We start from the raw sequence: 17,515 nt of genomic DNA, 5'->3' as shown, positions 1-17,515 counted from the left end.
GGTGGCGCTGCGCTTACCGGGCCTACAGGTACAGATGCTGTAGGCCGGATAAGCGTTAGCGCCATCCGGCATTTCAGTTAACGCGTAATCTCCCACCCGCGTGCTTTCCACAATCCCGGCAACTGCGCCAAATCGGTAAAAGTCGTCACGTTAGGGTGATCGATCGGCTTGTTATGCGGATCGGCGCAGAAATAAAACACTTCCATTCCCGCCGCAATTCCTGACTGCGCGCCTGCGCTGGAATCATCCACCAGAATACACTTCTCAACATTGACCTTCATGGCGTTCGCCGCATGGAGCATCAGCGCCGGATCGGGCTTCCAGCGTTGAATATCGTAACCGCTAAACAGCAAATCGGGAAAATAATGCAACATGCCCAGTTTACCCAGCGAATGCTGCATCTTACTGACCGGTCCGTTGGATACCACGCACATAGGCGTCTTAATGCTCTCCAGCAGGGTATTTGCGCCCGCGATCGCTTCCAGTTCGGTATCGAACAGACGCGCAACCTCGGCGCGGTACACCGGCTCCAGCTCCGCCTTTGCCAGCGCAACGCCATGCTCTTTACTGATGGTATCGATAATTTCGTAGAGCTTTACGCCTTTAAAGCGTCTGAATACTTCCGTGAGCTCAAGCGTAATGCCGAACTGCCGGAACATAGTGACATAGGCGCGCGAGCAAATCACTTCACTGTCGACCAGCGTGCCGTCACAGTCAAAAAACACCGCTTCGATTTGGGACATGTCATTTCCATTTTAACAAGTTTAACGTTTACGTAATGCTGAATGAGGGGACGCAATCGTTGCCGTACTAACAAATTGAGTGAAAAAAATTACCACACAACTGCGCCAGGTGTCGCATTTTGGTATAGGATAACGGCGAATTTTCCCTCCTTTCTCCGGAAATTGATAATGAGTCAACAACACACCACCCAGGCTGCTGGTCAGGGTATGCTGGAACGCGTGTTTAAACTGCGCGAACATGGCACGACGGCACGAACCGAAGTGATCGCCGGTTTTACCACTTTCCTGACGATGGTTTATATCGTTTTTGTTAACCCGCAAATTCTGGGCGTAGCTGGCATGGACACCAGCGCCGTCTTTGTGACCACCTGTCTGATTGCGGCCTTTGGCAGTATTCTGATGGGCCTGTTCGCTAACCTGCCGGTGGCGCTGGCGCCCGCGATGGGGCTGAACGCGTTCTTTGCCTTCGTGGTTGTGCAGGCAATGGGACTGCCGTGGCAGGTAGGCATGGGCGCCATTTTCTGGGGCGCTGTTGGTCTTTTATTGCTGACTATCTTCCGCGTGCGTTACTGGATGATCGCCAACATTCCGGTCAGCCTGCGCGTGGGCATCACCAGCGGCATCGGCCTGTTTATCGGCATGATGGGGCTGAAAAACGCCGGCGTGATCGTCGCTAACCCGGAAACGCTGGTCAGCATCGGCAACCTGACCTCGCACAGCGTGCTGCTGGGGGTTCTCGGATTCTTTATTATTGCGATTCTCGCTTCGCGCAACATTCATGCGGCGGTGCTGGTGTCCATCATCGTCACGACGCTGCTTGGCTGGATGATGGGCGATGTACACTACAACGGCATTGTCTCCGCGCCGCCAAGCGTCACCAGCGTGGTAGGGCATGTCGATTTGGCAGGCTCGTTCAATCTTGGCCTGGCGGGGGTTATTTTCTCCTTCATGCTGGTAAACCTGTTTGACTCCTCCGGTACGCTGATTGGCGTGACCGATAAAGCCGGGCTGGCGGATGAGAAAGGCAAATTCCCGCGCATGAAGCAGGCGCTGTTTGTTGATAGTATCTCTTCCGTCACTGGCGCATTTGTCGGAACGTCTTCTGTGACCGCTTATATTGAGTCCTCTTCCGGCGTTTCGGTGGGCGGTCGCACCGGTTTGACGGCGGTGGTGGTCGGTATTTTGTTCCTGCTGGTTATCTTCCTGTCGCCGCTGGCGGGCATGGTGCCGCCTTACGCGGCGGCGGGCGCGCTAATTTACGTCGGCGTGCTGATGACCTCCAGCCTGGCGCGGGTAAACTGGCAGGATTTAACCGAATCGGTCCCGGCGTTTATTACGGCGGTAATGATGCCGTTTAGCTTCTCGATCACCGAAGGTATCGCGCTGGGCTTTATCTCTTACTGCGTGATGAAAATCGGTACCGGTCGCCTGCGCGACCTTAGCCCGTGCGTAGTGATTGTCGCGCTGTTATTTGTGCTGAAGATTGTGTTTATTGACGGACACTGATGAAATGAACCCTCGCCCCATCGGGGTGAGGGTTTTTAACGAACTTACGCTTTAACGCGCTGAATATACTCGCCAAATGCGGTCAGCTGACCGGTCAAATGATCTAACGTTCCCTGATCCACCACTTCTCCAGTCTGCGGGTCGACTTTATTCTGAATCACGCCGCCCATAAACTCCGGTTTGTTCATCACCATCGCATCAAGGAACACCAGAATCTGGCGCAGATGATACTGGCAGCGCGCGCCGCCAATCGCCCCCATTGAACTGGTCTGGATAAGAACGGGCTTACCCGCCAGCGGCTGCTCAGGCAGACGGGATAGCCAGTCGATGACATTCTTCAGGCCGCCGGGAACGGAATAGTTATATTCCGGCGTCACAATGACGACGCCGTCGGCGTTGCGAATCTGCTCCGCCAGCGCCTCTACGCTGGCTGGAAATCCCTCTTCCTGCTGGATATCGGCGTCATACAGCGGAATATCCCCGATTGAAGGCAGCGGCGATACCGTCATTCCTGCCGGCGCGACTTTAGGCAGCGTACGCGCCACCATCCCGTTAAAGGAACCTTTGCGTAAACTTCCCAGCAATGTAACCACATTCAGCGTTTCAGACATACGTGCCCCTTTTTTCATTATGAACGATTAAGCGTATACGATTTGGCGGCGGGGAGTTGGGCGAATCGCATCAGACGCCCGGTTGGCTCATTGGCGCGCGTCTGGATATCGGGCAGGCTTTTCCAGCCCAGTTTGCCATCGAACTCCCACACTTTTAATTTTTCTATCGCTGGCGTAACGGTTACGGACCATACCAGTACATCTTCCGCATCGCATACGGCTTCAAGCTGTGTGACATGCGCGCACTTCAGGCGTCCGGCAACGGGTAAAAGTTGCAGCTCCCGCGGATCGTCATTCATGACATCGCCGGTGAGTTTTAACACGCTCTGGCGCAATGTAATGAGTTGCGCTCGCGCTTCGTTGGGATCGTTTTGATTGGCTACCCATAAGTTTTCATTACGGGAGAAAGGGTGGCGTTCGAGCGAATGCGGATGGTGAAAGCCGCGGGAGGTGCGCTGTAATTCCATATCCAGCCCGCACTCTCCTTCGGTGGTCAACGCCACGCCAACCATATTTCCGGCGTAGGAGATAGAAAAGCCTGGCAGATTTTTGTCACGAAACGCGGGTTTACCTTTCGCCTGAATAATGATTTCCGGCAGCTCGCTAATTCCGTACAGCATAAACATCAGTTCGGCAAGAAGGCCTCTGGAGGCGAGAAAACGCGTTCGTCGGTGAGCAGGCAGGTTTCTGGCTTCAATATGGCAAGACGAAGAGAGACGAATTGAAACCAACTGTCCCTCCGTAAGTATCCCTCTGGCAAAGTGAGTCGCCATTTTTCGCTCCGTGATTAATGGGCCGTGATAATGACGAGAGTAACATTAACGTAAATTATGGACAGGTTTTACGCGCTAAATATTCAATTTCAGAAGGTTCTTTAATCAGACGGTGACATTTCTGGTAAGAGTAAGGTTAATTTATCAACACAGGTGGTCAGATAAGGCGACGGCAGAGCGTGTTGATAGCCTGTCGTAGCCACACAATCTTGGGATTATGACTATTACGTTTGTGCCATAATAGGGTAAACGGCACCATCAGCTTTTCCCGCTGTTGCGCATCAAAAGGCAGGGGGCGCGCCACTAACGGTAGCTGGTGGAGCTGATTGTAGTGCTGGCAATAGCGCGGCGCGGTTGCTATCAGGGTGTGATCCGGCTGGGCGGCCATAAAGAGCGACTGCTCGAACCCCGGCAGGCTCAACGCGATATGGCGTTTGCGTCCCATTTCTTGCAGGACATCATCCAGCGCCCAGGTATCACTTTGCTCCCAGCAAATACTGATATGCGGGTAGCGCAGAAAAGTGTCAAGATCCCACGCTTCGCGCAGCGCCGGATGATCTTCCCGCAGCCAGACCCACGGTAAATCGCTAAACAGTACCTCAAAATCAATCGCGAGCGGCAACAGACTGAGTAATTCTCGCGAGCGGGGATGGCTTTCGCGTCCGGTAAATCCGATATCGACTTCCCCACGCGTAATCGCCTCCAGCGAGTCATAATCCCAGTTGCGAACCTTAATGGTAGCCTGCGGATAGCGCTGATAAATCTGCTGCGACAGTGAATTAAACATAATCATCATCAGCGGCGACTCTGCTGCCAACTCAAATTTTAAACCGCGCGGCGTTTGATGATGCGGTTTATCAAGCAGTTGATTCCCCATCTGCATCCAGTCCGCCAGACTTTGCTCCATACTGACCATCAGCGGCGTCGGCGCCAGGCCCAGCGGCGTATTGACGAACAGCGGATCGTCAAACCATGCCCGGAGTTTCGCCAGCGATTTGCTGACCGCCGAGGGCGTTACGTTCATCCGTTTTGCAGCTTTAGTGACGCTGCGCTCCTGCATGAGTAACTGTAGGCATAACAGCAAATTAAGGTCGAGATTGGTAAGGGATTTCTTCATGCTCGGCTACGGACCTGTTGGGCGTGACGGAGAAGATCAGCAGAATACTCACTATGCTACAACCAATCAGAATCCCGATCAGCATATTCATCGCGCTGATACCGAGTATTGCCGCCAGCCAAATCCACAGTGATGAACCGCAAACCTGCGCGATACCCAGCGTGGAACTGGCCACTCCGGCGCGCAGCGAAAACGGCCCCAGCGCCTGGCTCATCGCGACGCCAAAACCAACCGAGAATCCGGCGCAGATAAGCGTCAGGCCAAAGAGTGTGACGGTATTGGTATGAGCAAGGCTTAACGTCACGCCAGCCGTCAAAAACAGCCCCTGTGAGACGAGCATTAAGGTTCGCGGCTTAAATAACCCAAGCGCAAAAGGGGTAGAAAAAGAGACGACCATACTGACGCCTGCGGTGAGCGCCATGGTAATGGCATAGTCGCCACGACTAAATCCCATCACCTCCATCAGCAGCACTGGAGAGGCATTGACGAAGGTCAGGATCACCGACACGCTAAGGGTGGTGATCGCCAGTCGACTAACGAAAAAACGGTTAACCAGCGACTCGGCGGCGGGCGACGATCGTGATAAATCGCGTGGAGTCAGCCTTGCCGGGCGCGTCTCGCGCAGGATAAACAGTGATAACAGGCCCACAATAATGCCCATCGCGGACATCGTATAGAACAGACTTTGCCAGGGGAAACGAAGCATAATCAAATGCCCCACCACCGGGGCGAGTACCGGCACAATACAGGTAATCCCATTCAATAATGACAGCACTTTCGCCCGGCGATGCTCGTCGAGCGTGTCGCGCAGAATGGCGAACGCCACCACATAGCAGCCGCCTGCGCCTACTCCCTGAAGAAAACGCCCACTCAGAAATAGCGAGCCTTCCGACGCCCGTGAACAAAGCAGTGAGGCCATCATAAAGACGAGCGCGCCGACGATCGCGACCGGCTTGCGGCCTGACTGGTCGGCTATCTTCCCGGCAAACAGCATGGCCGTCGCCATTCCGGCCAGGTAAACGGAGAAGGCGATATGCAACTGCGCCTCACTGGCGTTCAGATCGGCGGCTATACGCGGTAAACCGACCAGATACATATCAATACCGGCAGGATAGAGTAAAACCAGGGCAAAACTACACAGTAGAAAACGTTTCATAGCGGCCTCACGAAAAGTGTGGCGCTAAGAATACGGGGCGATGTTGCGCGAGACGAGTTGCCATTTGGACAACAGTTATTTCCTATGAGGCAATGAGATATCACCCCGGCAGTGACGTAAGCCGGATGGCGTCAGCCGTCACCCGACACCAATACAGAAACTGGAAAATCTAGATAATTCGTTGATATATAATCTATAATTTGCCTTGAAAACATGGCTATGGGCACATTAAAGGACACAAAAACCAAGTAGCTGGTGAAACTGTAAATAGACCCGTTTTAGTTCCATGCATTTTTTGAGATCCCGGCCAGATTGACCCTGGTAAGTGAATTTCTGACATCTGTTTGAGTGTCAGCCAGTTTGTTGCAGTGGATTTGCAGGCAGTAGCCGGGTTGAAGCTGATCTGCGCGCTGGCGTCACTTTCACTCTCTTACGCTCTTAAAAGTGACGCCGCGTTTTGCACATTCAGCAGGAAGTACGGACGGAAAGCCTTCGGCAATGCCGTCCGACTTCTCTACAGCGTTCTGTCTGCCGCTACGCTTGCAACAGGGTAGCGATAAAGGGTGTGGTCACCTGTATCGAGACAGGAGGTCAGTTTCAGGCCACGCTTCGTTCCCTGGTTGACCGGGGGCGTAGGGAAGCTGTGGGGAATTGTTTATGGGATTTGAAAAATTTATTTTTCTGGAAAATCTATGATTAAGTTAGGCCAAGCGTATAATGTAATACGCTTAGGAAAACTTATTCCAAGTTGTTCTGGGCATAATCAACAAAACACTGGTGTCTATAAAAGTGCAGCAGAAATTATTTGTGTTTTTGTTTTTGTAATTTATAAATATTATCAGATCCATATTTAATGACCATGCTTTTATAAAACGAAGGCTCAATATTTTTAGCAAATGCAAGTAGCCCGACTAATTTATTGCATTCGTCAGTAGATAATTTCCCATTTATAAAATGATGGATCATGGCAGAGATTTTTCTTTTCCTTTCTCTACCTATGGATAATTTGTTATCGTTTGTTAGAGTTATACCAGTAACGTGACGGTTATGTCCTTTTGAAGAAAACACTGTTTTTTCATGATTGATTCTAATCCTACCTAAAGAATATTTAGGCAGTACGTTTTCAAGCATGTCAGGTATATCAAACAAAACATCTTTATTATTTGTTGAAAAGGTTAAATCATCAGCATAACGAGTATAGTTAACGCCTATTTTAGAGCATATCTCTTGAACCTCAATATCCCAAAAGTACATCACAAAATTTGATATTAAAGGTGAGCTTGGTGCTCCAATACTTAATCTTAAATTACTATTTCTCTTGGATTTGAAGAATAATATATTCTCAAGTAGTACTTTATCATCTGCAGTTAAATCAATATTTGCAAGTCGTAACTTTGAGAAAAATAGACGTGGTGTTATGCTAGGGAAAAAATTCTCAAAATCCATCTTCAACAAGTATTTTGTATGAAGATGAACTTGAGCGTTGGTCTTAATGCTACTGCCCTTTTTATATGCAAATGCGCATTCATGAACGGGTAATTTATCGGTTAAATACTCAGTAATTTCACGTTGTATAAATTTTAGTTCTTTCGAAGGATGAGCAATAGTTCTCTTCTTATCTGAGTTTCTTTTTGCAATTTTATATATTTTATAGCGATAAGGTGCCGTCAATGAAAAGGAAATGATTTCACTTTTCTTGGTTAATAGTAAATCTGAAATATGCTGTAATATGTCCATTAATTAATCTCCTCAGCCATTTCTTTTTTTGCTATTATTTGACGCAGCGCTGTAATTCTTCGTTTTGATAATGGATCGGTTAATGTTACAAAAGATTGTCTAACCTTCATTTTTAATTGTTGATTATCTATGAGTTTATTATCTTTAGTTTTACCAAATTTTACCCATTTGCGCTCTTTTAATGGAAAGTAATATTTGTTTGAGCTATATGATAAAACGTCTATAAAACCAACTTTCTGAAGTAAATAAATTGATCTGTTAATAATTTTTGTTGAAATATTAATCCCTAATGAGTTTAGGGCTGATTCTATTTCACTAAGTTGTATTGGGGCGCAAAGAGATATAATTTCAGTAATTAGAAGTGCTATATGTCCAGAATTATCCTTACTGAATTGTTCTGTTTTTGGGATTGATGAAAGTTTTTCTTTTATATTTACACATAAATCATCAAGAAAATCATTATCGTATTTTAAGACTTCAGGATCCGGCCAAGGATAGATTACAACAGAGGATGAGACTTTCTTCTTAATATACTCTAGTGGGCCTAAATAAATGAATGAGTCCTCACCGTATACTTCTTCCGCTGAAGCAACAATCAGTATTTTTTTAAATAGTTCTGATTTGTTGCAAAATATACCTAACTCAACTAATGATCCTGGGCTTTCTAAAAAAATGATAATAAGAGATGAAATACTGGCTATATCATCTTCAAACACCAGAAGGTCCGGATAGGCATTCTCTTTAAAATAATCCTTGAATGTCTCAGCTAGAATGAAATGTTCGTGAAGTTCAGAGGCATGTTTTGCTGTGTAAGTGAGTAGTCTATCCCTAAAACTGGGGGGAATTGGTGCACGTACATCGACTTTGCCACCACACACGAAAAGGAGACGATGAGATATATCAACATTGAAGTTACTTATGTCTAACAATTCAAATTGTTTTTTAATAGTTTCTTCAAACATTGATTTAAACGTTATGTATTTTTGATTTGTCTTCCGTTGATGAAAAAAACGAGCAATGTTTTTTGCTCGTTTTTTACTCTTTACTAGAGGAGGCGCTAGAAAGTTTTCTACCGATCCTAGAGACTTCTAGGATCGGTAGAAAACTTTCTAGCGCAACCCTAAAAGTACTCAATAAGTTAGTGTCTGGCGAAACGCTCGACAAGGCTATAAATCAAAGCCTAACGCTAAAGAGTGATGTTATTATGGTTGAGAAGTGCATCTTTTTCAACCGGTTAGATAGTATATTCTAATCAGAAACTATTATTGTTATATTTTCCATATTATTCATACGGTTACATTGTAAGACTTCCCGAATTGTCCAATGATAACCTTCCTTCCAGTCTCAATCTGCGCATCAACAAAATCAGCCCAAGACTGAAGCATCTCCCGGCGCTGATTCAGGTACTCCGCACGGTTGTAGACACCGTGAACGCCGCCGATCTTATGCGCCAGGTATTTCTCTATCCAATCCGAGTTGTAGCCCTGCTCATGTAGCAATGTGCTGGCAGTACGCCGGAAGTCATGAATAACAAAATCCCTGACGTTCAGATCCAGCGTACGCACCGCACAGTTCAGCGTTGTTTTGGAGATCGGACGTCGGTAGCCGTGTCGGCTGGGGAAGACGTAAGGGGAATCTCCGGCCAGAAATTTTAGCTCTTCGAACATCGCCAGCGCCTGCTTTGACAGCGGAACAATATGTGGATTATCCATCTTCATTCTTTCGCCGGGGATACGCCATTCCAGCGCGTTGAAGTTAACTTCACTCCATGTTGCTTCAATCAATTCCGATTTACGCACCATGCAGATGATCAGCAGGTGCAGGGCCAGCTTGTGGCGTCGGTTCATGTTAGAGGTGTAGATCCCCCGTAACAGGATGCCGATCTCTTCTGCGGTCAGTGCCACATCACGACTTGTTGCTTGTGATATAACGAGCCTCGATAGCCGCTGCCGGGTTGTTGAAGATGATTCCCCTGGAAATTGCATAGGCCAGTATGCGTTTAAGCACGTTTCACGTCAGTAATGCGACGTGATCCGAACCTCGTTGCTTGATGCGGTCGAGCACGACCTGAATGTGGGCAGTTGTGAGTTCTTCGAGTTCCAGCTTCCCGATGATGGGAATGATGTCCTTCTCGATAACGCGAGTGATGTTGCGTGGATCGCGGTTACTTTTTTCAACGATATCGGTCAGCCAGCGTTTGGCGAATGTTTTGACTGTCGTTGGGTCTTTCTGTTTAAGCTTTTCTTCCTGCTTTTTCTGCGCGGGATTGATGCCATGGGCAACCAGTGAGCGGCACTTTTCACGCCAGAGCCGCGCTTCTGCAAGTGAGAAAGCTGGGTATTCGCCCAGCGTGATCTGTTGCGATTTGTTGTCAAAGCGGTAGCGGAAACGCCAGATTTTTCGTCCGGTGGGAAGAACTTCAATCACCAACCCGTCATGATCGGCAAGTTGCCAGGGGCGGTTTCTGGGAGCAAGTGTGCGTAATTTGGTATCTGAAAGTGCCATATCTCACCTCTATAGTGTGTCCATGAGAAGGGATATTTGAGCGTTTTTTATACCGTTTTTTGTGTTCATTTGATGTAATTTTTAGATCAAAAAGTAAACAATGGTACACGAGGGATTTAAAGATGGGGACAATTCAGGACACAAAAATCGCGGATGAACCCGCACGACTATGGACGAGTATGGAAAGTAAAAACCCGCGTTAACAGGCAGTTAATGCGGGTTAGTGAACGTTCACTGACGAGGGTGGACTAAAACTTACTTACCAATACAGAAGCTGGAGAAAATCCGTCCCAGCAGGTCGTCGGAGGTAAATTCGCCGGTAATCTCGCTTAAACTTTGCTGCGCCAGGCGCAACTCTTCCGCCAGCAGTTCCCCTGCCCATGCGCCTAATAGCTGCGCTTTGCCCTGCTCAAGGTGTTCAGCGGCTTCCGCCAGCGCCTGTAGGTGACGGCGACGGGCCAGGAAGCCGCCTTCCATATTGGTATCAAACCCCATGCTTTGCTTGAGGTGGTTACGCAACACGTCGACGCCTTCGCCGGTACGCGCCGAGAGGCGAACCAGTGAGTGACCATTTACTTCACTAATACCCAGCGTTTCGCCGGTGATATCCGCCTTGTTACGTACCACGGTAATCGGTAGATTTTTGGGCAGACGGGCGATAAAGTCCGGCCAGATGTCGGCAGGGTCAACGGCGTCCGTCGTGGTGCCATCCACCATAAACAGCACGCGATCGGCCTGTTCAATCTCCTGCCAGGCGCGTTCGATGCCGATACGCTCAACTTCGTCGCTGGCGTCGCGTAGTCCGGCGGTATCGATGATATGCAGCGGCATCCCGTCGATGTGAATATGCTCGCGCAACACGTCGCGCGTGGTACCGGCGATATCGGTAACAATGGCCGCTTCACGGCCTGCCAGCGCATTCAGCAGGCTGGATTTCCCGGCATTCGGGCGTCCGGCAATCACTACCTTCATCCCTTCGCGCAGCAGGCTGCCCTGGCGCGCTTCGGTGCGCACGGCGTCAAGATCGGCGATGACGCCATTGAGCTGCGCTTCGATTTTGCCGTCCGAGAGAAAGTCGATCTCCTCATCCGGAAAATCGATAGCCGCTTCGACGTAGATTCGCAGGTGAGTAAGTGCTTCCACAAGGTGGTTAACGCGGGCGGAAAATGCCCCCTGTAACGAGTTTAGCGCCGAACGCGCCGCCTGTTCGGAACTGGCATCGATCAGGTCGGCAATGGCTTCCGCCTGGGCTAAATCGAGCTTATCATTGAGAAACGCGCGTTCGGAGAATTCACCGGGTCTGGCAATGCGCAGCCCGGGAATGGTCAGAATACGTTTGAGCAGCAGATCGAGAATCACCGGACCGCCGTGACCCTGCAGTTCTAAAACGTCTTCACCGGTAAAGGAGTTTGGACCGGGGAACCACAGGGCTATTCCTTGATCCAGCGCGCTGCCATCCGCGTCTTTAAACGGCAGATAGTCGGCATAACGCGGTTTTGGCAGTTTGCCCAGCACCTCTTGCGCAACGTCGCGCGCCTTCAGACCAGAGATACGCAGGATACCCACGCCACCGCGTCCCGGTGGGGTTGCCTGGGCGACGATAGTGTCGTTATGGCTCATGGTTAGTCTCAACTTTGTTGCAATAAAAAAGGCGGTCATATGACCGCCTTTTGATTGTAGGCCTGATAAGCGTTAGCGCCATCAGGCTGACCGGCGCGCCTTGCCGGATGGCGGATTCGCCTTATCCGGCCTACACCGAATCAGGATTTTTTCTTCTCGCGGCTATGCAGGCCACGCTTCTCCAGACCACGGTAAATCAGCTGCTGCTGAATGATGGTGACCAGGTTGCTGACGATATAGTACAACACCAGACCTGACGGGAACCACAGGAAGAACACCGTAAAGATGACCGGCATAAAGGTCATGATCTTCTGCTGCATCGGGTCGGTCACGGTGGTCGGCGACATCTTCTGAATGAAGAACATCGTTACGCCCATCAGGATCGGCAGAATGTAGTACGGGTCCTGTGCGGACAGGTCATGAATCCACAGCGCGAACGGCGCATGACGCAGTTCAATGGAACCCATCAGCATGTAGTACAACGCCAGGAAGATAGGCATCTGGATGATCAGCGGGAAGCAGCCGCCCAGCGGGTTAACCTTCTCCGCTTTGTACAGGGCCATCATCTCCTGGCTTTGGCGCTGTTTATCATCGCCAAGACGTTCGCGCATCGCCTGAATTTTCGGCTGCAGCATACGCATCTTCGCCATTGACGTGTACTGCGCTTTGGTCAGCGGGTACATGATACCGCGAACGATAAAGGTAATGATGATAATGGAGAAGCCCCAGTTGCCCACAAAGCTGTGGATCCACTTCAGCAACTTGAACAGCGGCTGAGAGATGAACCACAACCAGCCGTAGTCCACGGTCAAATCCAGGTGCGGTGCAACAGCCGCCATTTTATCCTGAATTTCCGGGCCGACCCACAGGGTGCTGGTCATCGCGCCAGTCTGACCTGGCTGTACCAGTACCGGCTGCGCTTTATAGCCGATAGCGACAATGCCGTTACCCAGATTGGCGGTGTAGAAATTGTTGGTGCCGTCGTTACGCGGAATCCATGCGGTAGCGAAATACTGCTGCAACATTGCCACCCAACCGCCTTTGGAGCTGACGTTGAGGTTTTCGTTATCGGCAATAGTGTCGAATTTGTATTTCTCATACTTCTCATCCGGCGTGGAGTACGCTGCGCCGCGGAACGTATGCAGCGCAAAGTTGCTACTGCCGGTGTCGCGATGAGGAGGCAGGTTGACGGATTGTTTTAACTGACCAAAGGTGGATACTTCCAGCGGTTTTTCGCCGGTGTTCTGCACGCTATAGTTCACGTTAACCGCATAATCGCCACGCTTAAAGACAAACGTTTTGGTAAACGTGTTGCCTGCGGCGTCAGTATAAGTCATCGGAACCTGCAGTTCGTTCTGACCGTCGGCCAGTACAAACGCCTCTTTCTCGACGTTGTACAGCGGACGCGGGCCGTTCGCCGGGTTATCCGGGCCGTCGCGGCCTGTCAGGCCGCTTTGCGCCTGATAGATAAACTGCGGGGTGGTTTCCAGCAGCTGGAACGGTTCGTTGGAACCCAGTTCTTTCGGGTAAGCCGGGAGCAAGGCCTGCTCGACATCACCACCACGGGTGTTGATAGTCAAATCAAGCACATCGGTTTTCACCGTAATCATTTTCCCCTGGCCACTGGCTGGTACGCCCTGGTCGGCGGCGCTACCCGCTGCGGTGGTCGTTGTCTGCGTGGTCTGTTGAGTCTGAGGTTGCGGATTTTTATCCTGCTCCCAGGCTTGCCAGATCATGAAAGACACGAACAGCAAAGCGATGACTAAAAGATTGCGTTGCGAATCCATCGTTAGTGTTCTCTGGTATCAAATGGTCCGGGCGGGACGGGATCGTCACCACCAGGGTGTAAAGGGTGGCATTTTAATACGCGTTTCACCGTCAACCAACTGCCTTTTATCACTCCAAACCTGCGCAATGCCTCAATTCCGTAGCTTGAGCACGTTGGCGTGAAACGACAATGCGGCCCAAGCAGCGGACTGATCAGGCGTTGATAGACCCGAATAAGGGCTATCAGGACCCGCGAGCCAGGCGACAGTGGCGGCGCCATAATTTTTCCAACGCTTCCGAGAGAGCACGGTTATCGAGGTCGGCAACCCCTTTTTTCGCCACCACCACGAAATCCATTGCAGGAAGTTCATGCTGGCGCAGACGGAAGCTTTCACGCGTCAGACGTTTAATCCGGTTGCGTTCATGCGCACGTCGAACATTTTTCTTGGCGACGGTAAGACCGATACGGGGATGCCCCAGCGAATTCAGGCGGCCGAGGATGGTGATTTGCGGCGTGCCAGCCCGTTGAGGTTGCTGGAAGACGAATGTGAAATGAGCGGGAGTTAACAAACGTAACTCCCTGGGAAATGCGAGCTTAACCACTCAGGGGTTAGCTTTATTACTTGGAAACGGTCAGACGAGCGCGGCCTTTAGCACGACGACGTGCCAGAACCTGACGACCATTTTTAGTAGCCATACGAGCACGGAAGCCGTGAGAACGGTTGCGCTTCAGTACAGACGGTTGAAAAGTGCGTTTCATGGCGATTTCTACCTAAACTTGAATAAATTCACTGACTTTTGCGTATACCCGAACAAACTTTGAACGACTTACGCCACAGTGTGGGTGATTAAAGAGGCCGGATTGTAATAATTGTACACTCCGGAGTCAATTCTCTTTCCTTATTTTCCCGCGATTTTCCACGCCTTTTTGTGCGGAAAATAAGCAGCGTTGACGCCATATGACGGGCATTGCGCGACGGGTGGAGAATTATACGGACTGCCAGGTAAAGCGCAAGGATCGCCCTGGATCTTTATGCGATCTTTTAGGCGTCTGCTCACCTTTACCTATTAATTTTTTCAATATGCGCGCGAAAGCGTACAGGAGTTCCCCAGGATCGATTACACTTATCCTTTCCTAGAAAGTCCTGTGGATAAATCGGGAAGAATCTGTGAGAAACAGAAGATCTCTTGCTCAGTTTAGGCTATGATCCGCGGTCCTGATCGTTTCAAACGATCCTGGTCAGGCATGAACACGAAATCTTTCAGACTGCGTGAAGTCGCGATCGTTTGAAAGATCCGTGAAAACCGCAGACAGCGGTTCGTGCGTCACCCTTCATGCAGGGTCTTATCGACGTGCGCCAACAATCATTAATGTATCAGCCTTTGTCATTTATCGACTTTTGTTCGAGTGGAGTCCGCCGTGTCACTTTCGCTTTGGCAGCAGTGTCTTGCCCGATTGCAGGATGAGTTACCAGCCACAGAATTCAGTATGTGGATACGCCCGTTGCAGGCGGAACTGAGCGATAACACGCTGGCTTTGTATGCGCCAAACCGTTTTGTGCTCGATTGGGTAAGAGATAAGTACCTCAACAATATCAATGGATTACTCAACACATTCTGCGGCGCGGATGCCCCACAACTGCGTTTTGAAGTGGGAACAAAGCCCGTTACGCAAACGCTAAAAACGCCTGTGCATAACGTTGTCGCGCCTGCGCAGACAACAACGGCGCAGCCGCAGCGCGTAGCGCCTGCGGCCCGTTCGGGCTGGGATAACGTACCAGCGCCGGCGGAGCCGACCTACCGCTCCAACGTCAATGTTAAGCATACATTTGATAACTTCGTCGAAGGTAAATCCAACCAACTGGCGCGCGCGGCGGCACGTCAGGTGGCGGATAATCCAGGCGGCGCTTATAACCCGTTATTCCTCTATGGCGGCACCGGTCTGGGTAAAACTCACCTGCTGCACGCGGTGGGTAACGGCATTATGGCGCGTAAACCCAACGCGAAAGTCGTGTATATGCACTCCGAGCGCTTTGTGCAGGACATGGTAAAAGCCCTGCAAAATAACGCCATCGAAGAGTTTAAACGCTACTACCGCTCCGTTGACGCATTGCTGATCGACGATATTCAATTCTTCGCCAATAAAGAACGATCCCAGGAAGAGTTTTTCCACACCTTTAACGCTCTGCTGGAAGGCAATCAGCAGATCATTTTGACGTCGGATCGCTATCCGAAAGAGATCAACGGCGTTGAGGATCGTCTCAAGTCCCGCTTTGGTTGGGGGCTGACAGTGGCGATCGAACCGCCAGAACTGGAAACCCGCGTGGCGATCCTGATGAAAAAAGCGGACGAAAATGATATTCGTCTGCCAGGCGAGGTCGCGTTCTTTATCGCCAAGCGTCTACGCTCTAACGTACGTGAACTGGAAGGCGCGCTGAACCGGGTGATCGCCAATGCCAACTTTACCGGCCGGGCGATTACTATCGACTTTGTGCGCGAAGCGCTGCGCGATTTACTGGCGTTGCAGGAAAAACTGGTCACCATCGACAATATTCAGAAGACGGTGGCCGAGTATTACAAAATCAAAATTGCGGATCTGCTTTCTAAGCGTCGATCTCGCTCGGTAGCACGTCCGCGCCAGATGGCTATGGCGCTGGCAAAAGAGCTCACCAACCACAGTCTGCCGGAAATCGGCGATGCGTTTGGCGGGCGCGACCACACTACCGTACTTCATGCCTGTCGTAAAATTGAGCAACTGCGTGAAGAAAGCCACGATATCAAAGAAGATTTTTCGAATTTAATCAGAACATTGTCGTCGTGATCCTATGAAATTTACCGTTGAACGTGAACATTTATTAAAACCGCTTCAGCAGGTCAGCGGCCCGCTGGGCGGTCGTCCTACGCTGCCGATTCTCGGTAACCTGCTCCTCCAGGTAGCGGACGGTACGCTTTCTCTGACCGGCACCGATCTTGAAATGGAGATGGTCGCGCGCGTTACGCTTTCTCAGCCGCATGAGCCGGGTGCTACTACTGTGCCGGCGCGGAAATTCTTTGATATCTGCCGCGGCCTGCCGGAGGGCGCGGAGATTGCCGTTCAGTTGGAAGGCGATCGGATGCTGGTGCGTTCTGGCCGTAGCCGCTTCTCGCTGTCTACACTGCCTGCCGCCGATTTCCCGAATCTTGACGACTGGCAAAGCGAAGTTGAATTTACGCTGCCGCAGGCCACGATGAAGCGCCTGATTGAAGCGACCCAGTTTTCGATGGCCCATCAGGATGTGCGCTACTACTTAAACGGTATGCTGTTTGAAACGGAAGGTAGCGAACTGCGCACTGTCGCGACCGACGGCCACCGCCTGGCGGTGTGCTCAATGCCGCTGGAAGCGTCTTTACCCAGCCACTCGGTGATTGTGCCGCGTAAAGGCGTGATTGAACTGATGCGTATGCTCGACGGCGGCGAAAACCCGCTGCGCGTGCAGATCGGCAGTAATAATATCCGCGCGCACGTCGGCGACTTTATCTTTACCTCGAAGCTGGTGGATGGGCGCTTCCCGGATTACCGTCGCGTTCTGCCGAAGAATCCGGATAAACATCTGGAAGCGGGCTGCGATATCCTCAAGCAGGCGTTTGCCCGCGCGGCAATCCTCTCGAATGAGAAATTCCGCGGCGTTCGTCTGTACGTCAGTGAGAATCAGCTCAAAATCACCGCCAATAACCCGGAGCAGGAAGAAGCGGAAGAGATTCTGGACGTGAGCTACGGCGGGACGGAGATGGAAATCGGCTTTAACGTCAGTTACGTGCTGGACGTGCTCAATGCGCTGAAGTGCGAAACCGTGCGCATTATGCTGACGGATTCCGTATCCAGCGTACAGATTGAGGATGCGGCGTCACAGTCGGCTGCCTATGTTGTTATGCCAATGCGCTTGTAAAGAATATCGGGCTATCTTACTTGTTATTCTGGCTTCGGGCAGTGCTCGCACAAA

Annotated in this window: 15 protein-coding genes and 1 pseudogene; 3 read left to right on the top strand and 13 right to left on the bottom strand. The window is 50.6% G+C overall.

Annotation, left to right across the window (positions count from 1 at the left end):
• Positions 1 to 77 precede the first annotated feature (77 nt).
• Positions 78 to 743: a 6-phosphogluconate phosphatase gene (yieH, locus tag ACLJR2_RS18805; RefSeq protein WP_000078082.1), complete on the bottom strand. Its 666-nt coding sequence runs from the start codon at positions 741 to 743 to the stop codon at positions 78 to 80.
• A gap of 168 nt (positions 744 to 911) precedes the next feature.
• On the opposite strand from yieH, the gene adeP reads away from it, so the two are divergent.
• Positions 912 to 2,249, top strand: a complete 1,338-nt coding sequence (adeP, locus tag ACLJR2_RS18800) for an adenine permease AdeP (RefSeq protein WP_001535076.1) — start codon at positions 912 to 914, stop codon at positions 2,247 to 2,249.
• Positions 2,250 to 2,293: 44 nt separating this feature from the next.
• Here adeP and ACLJR2_RS18795 read toward each other — a convergent pair whose 3' ends face one another.
• The 12 genes and pseudogenes from ACLJR2_RS18795 to rpmH all read right to left on the bottom strand — a co-directional run bounded on the left by ACLJR2_RS18795 (position 2,294) and on the right by rpmH (position 14,295).
• Positions 2,294 to 2,878: an NADPH-dependent FMN reductase gene (locus tag ACLJR2_RS18795; protein WP_077905137.1), complete on the bottom strand. Its 585-nt coding sequence runs from the start codon at positions 2,876 to 2,878 to the stop codon at positions 2,294 to 2,296.
• Positions 2,878 to 3,633 (bottom strand): 4'-phosphopantetheinyl transferase family protein, encoded by a 756-nt coding sequence (locus ACLJR2_RS18790; RefSeq protein ID WP_000190678.1) that lies wholly within the window; start codon positions 3,631 to 3,633, stop codon positions 2,878 to 2,880. Before ACLJR2_RS18790 ends, ACLJR2_RS18795 begins: the two co-directional genes overlap by 1 nt.
• A 157-nt stretch (positions 3,634 to 3,790) precedes the next feature.
• Positions 3,791 to 4,750 (bottom strand): HTH-type transcriptional regulator YidZ, encoded by a 960-nt coding sequence (gene yidZ, locus ACLJR2_RS18785; protein WP_000749365.1) that lies wholly within the window; start codon positions 4,748 to 4,750, stop codon positions 3,791 to 3,793.
• The gene (locus ACLJR2_RS18780) at positions 4,719 to 5,906 is read right to left on the bottom strand and encodes an MFS transporter (RefSeq protein ID WP_000819616.1); all 1,188 of its coding nucleotides are present in this window, start codon (positions 5,904 to 5,906) and stop codon (positions 4,719 to 4,721) included. Before ACLJR2_RS18780 ends, yidZ begins: the two co-directional genes overlap by 32 nt.
• A gap of 801 nt (positions 5,907 to 6,707) precedes the next feature.
• Positions 6,708 to 7,643: a retron St85 family RNA-directed DNA polymerase gene (locus tag ACLJR2_RS18775; RefSeq protein ID WP_000353755.1), complete on the bottom strand. Its 936-nt coding sequence runs from the start codon at positions 7,641 to 7,643 to the stop codon at positions 6,708 to 6,710.
• Entirely contained in the window at positions 7,643 to 8,605 is a 963-nt protein-coding gene (locus ACLJR2_RS18770; protein ID WP_000461379.1) for a retron St85 family effector protein, read from the bottom strand. Before ACLJR2_RS18770 ends, ACLJR2_RS18775 begins: the two co-directional genes overlap by 1 nt.
• Positions 8,606 to 8,929: 324 nt before the next feature.
• Positions 8,930 to 10,148: pseudogene (locus tag ACLJR2_RS18765) on the bottom strand (tyrosine-type recombinase/integrase).
• Between the two features lie 255 nt (positions 10,149 to 10,403).
• Entirely contained in the window at positions 10,404 to 11,768 is a 1,365-nt protein-coding gene (mnmE, locus tag ACLJR2_RS18760) for a tRNA uridine-5-carboxymethylaminomethyl(34) synthesis GTPase MnmE (protein WP_024134186.1), read from the bottom strand.
• Between the two features lie 140 nt (positions 11,769 to 11,908).
• Positions 11,909 to 13,555, bottom strand: coding sequence for a membrane protein insertase YidC (gene yidC, locus ACLJR2_RS18755; protein ID WP_000378283.1), 1,647 nt, complete (start codon positions 13,553 to 13,555; stop codon positions 11,909 to 11,911).
• Between the two features lie 2 nt (positions 13,556 to 13,557).
• Complete coding sequence (gene yidD, locus ACLJR2_RS18750; RefSeq protein ID WP_001307474.1) at positions 13,558 to 13,815, bottom strand: membrane protein insertion efficiency factor YidD; 258 nt, start codon at positions 13,813 to 13,815, stop codon at positions 13,558 to 13,560.
• A complete protein-coding gene (gene rnpA / locus ACLJR2_RS18745; protein WP_000239725.1) occupies positions 13,779 to 14,138 on the bottom strand; it encodes a ribonuclease P protein component in 360 nt (119 codons plus the stop codon). Before rnpA ends, yidD begins: the two co-directional genes overlap by 37 nt.
• A gap of 16 nt (positions 14,139 to 14,154) precedes the next feature.
• Positions 14,155 to 14,295, bottom strand: a complete 141-nt coding sequence (gene rpmH / locus ACLJR2_RS18740) for a 50S ribosomal protein L34 (RefSeq protein WP_000831330.1) — start codon at positions 14,293 to 14,295, stop codon at positions 14,155 to 14,157.
• A 660-nt stretch (positions 14,296 to 14,955) separates the two neighbouring features.
• On the opposite strand from rpmH, the gene dnaA reads away from it, so the two are divergent.
• The gene (gene dnaA, locus ACLJR2_RS18735; protein WP_000059093.1) at positions 14,956 to 16,356 is read left to right on the top strand and encodes a chromosomal replication initiator protein DnaA; all 1,401 of its coding nucleotides are present in this window, start codon (positions 14,956 to 14,958) and stop codon (positions 16,354 to 16,356) included.
• A gap of 4 nt (positions 16,357 to 16,360) precedes the next feature.
• Positions 16,361 to 17,461, top strand: a complete 1,101-nt coding sequence (dnaN, locus tag ACLJR2_RS18730) for a DNA polymerase III subunit beta (RefSeq protein WP_000673474.1) — start codon at positions 16,361 to 16,363, stop codon at positions 17,459 to 17,461.
• Positions 17,462 to 17,515 lie beyond the last annotated feature (54 nt).

It is taken from the genome of Salmonella sp. SAL03688, from assembly GCF_046551895.1.
In the GTDB taxonomy this organism is placed as follows: domain Bacteria; phylum Pseudomonadota; class Gammaproteobacteria; order Enterobacterales; family Enterobacteriaceae; genus Salmonella; species Salmonella enterica.
Note: the sequence above shows the minus strand (reverse complement) of the source record. Positions and strands in the feature narration are given on the sequence as shown.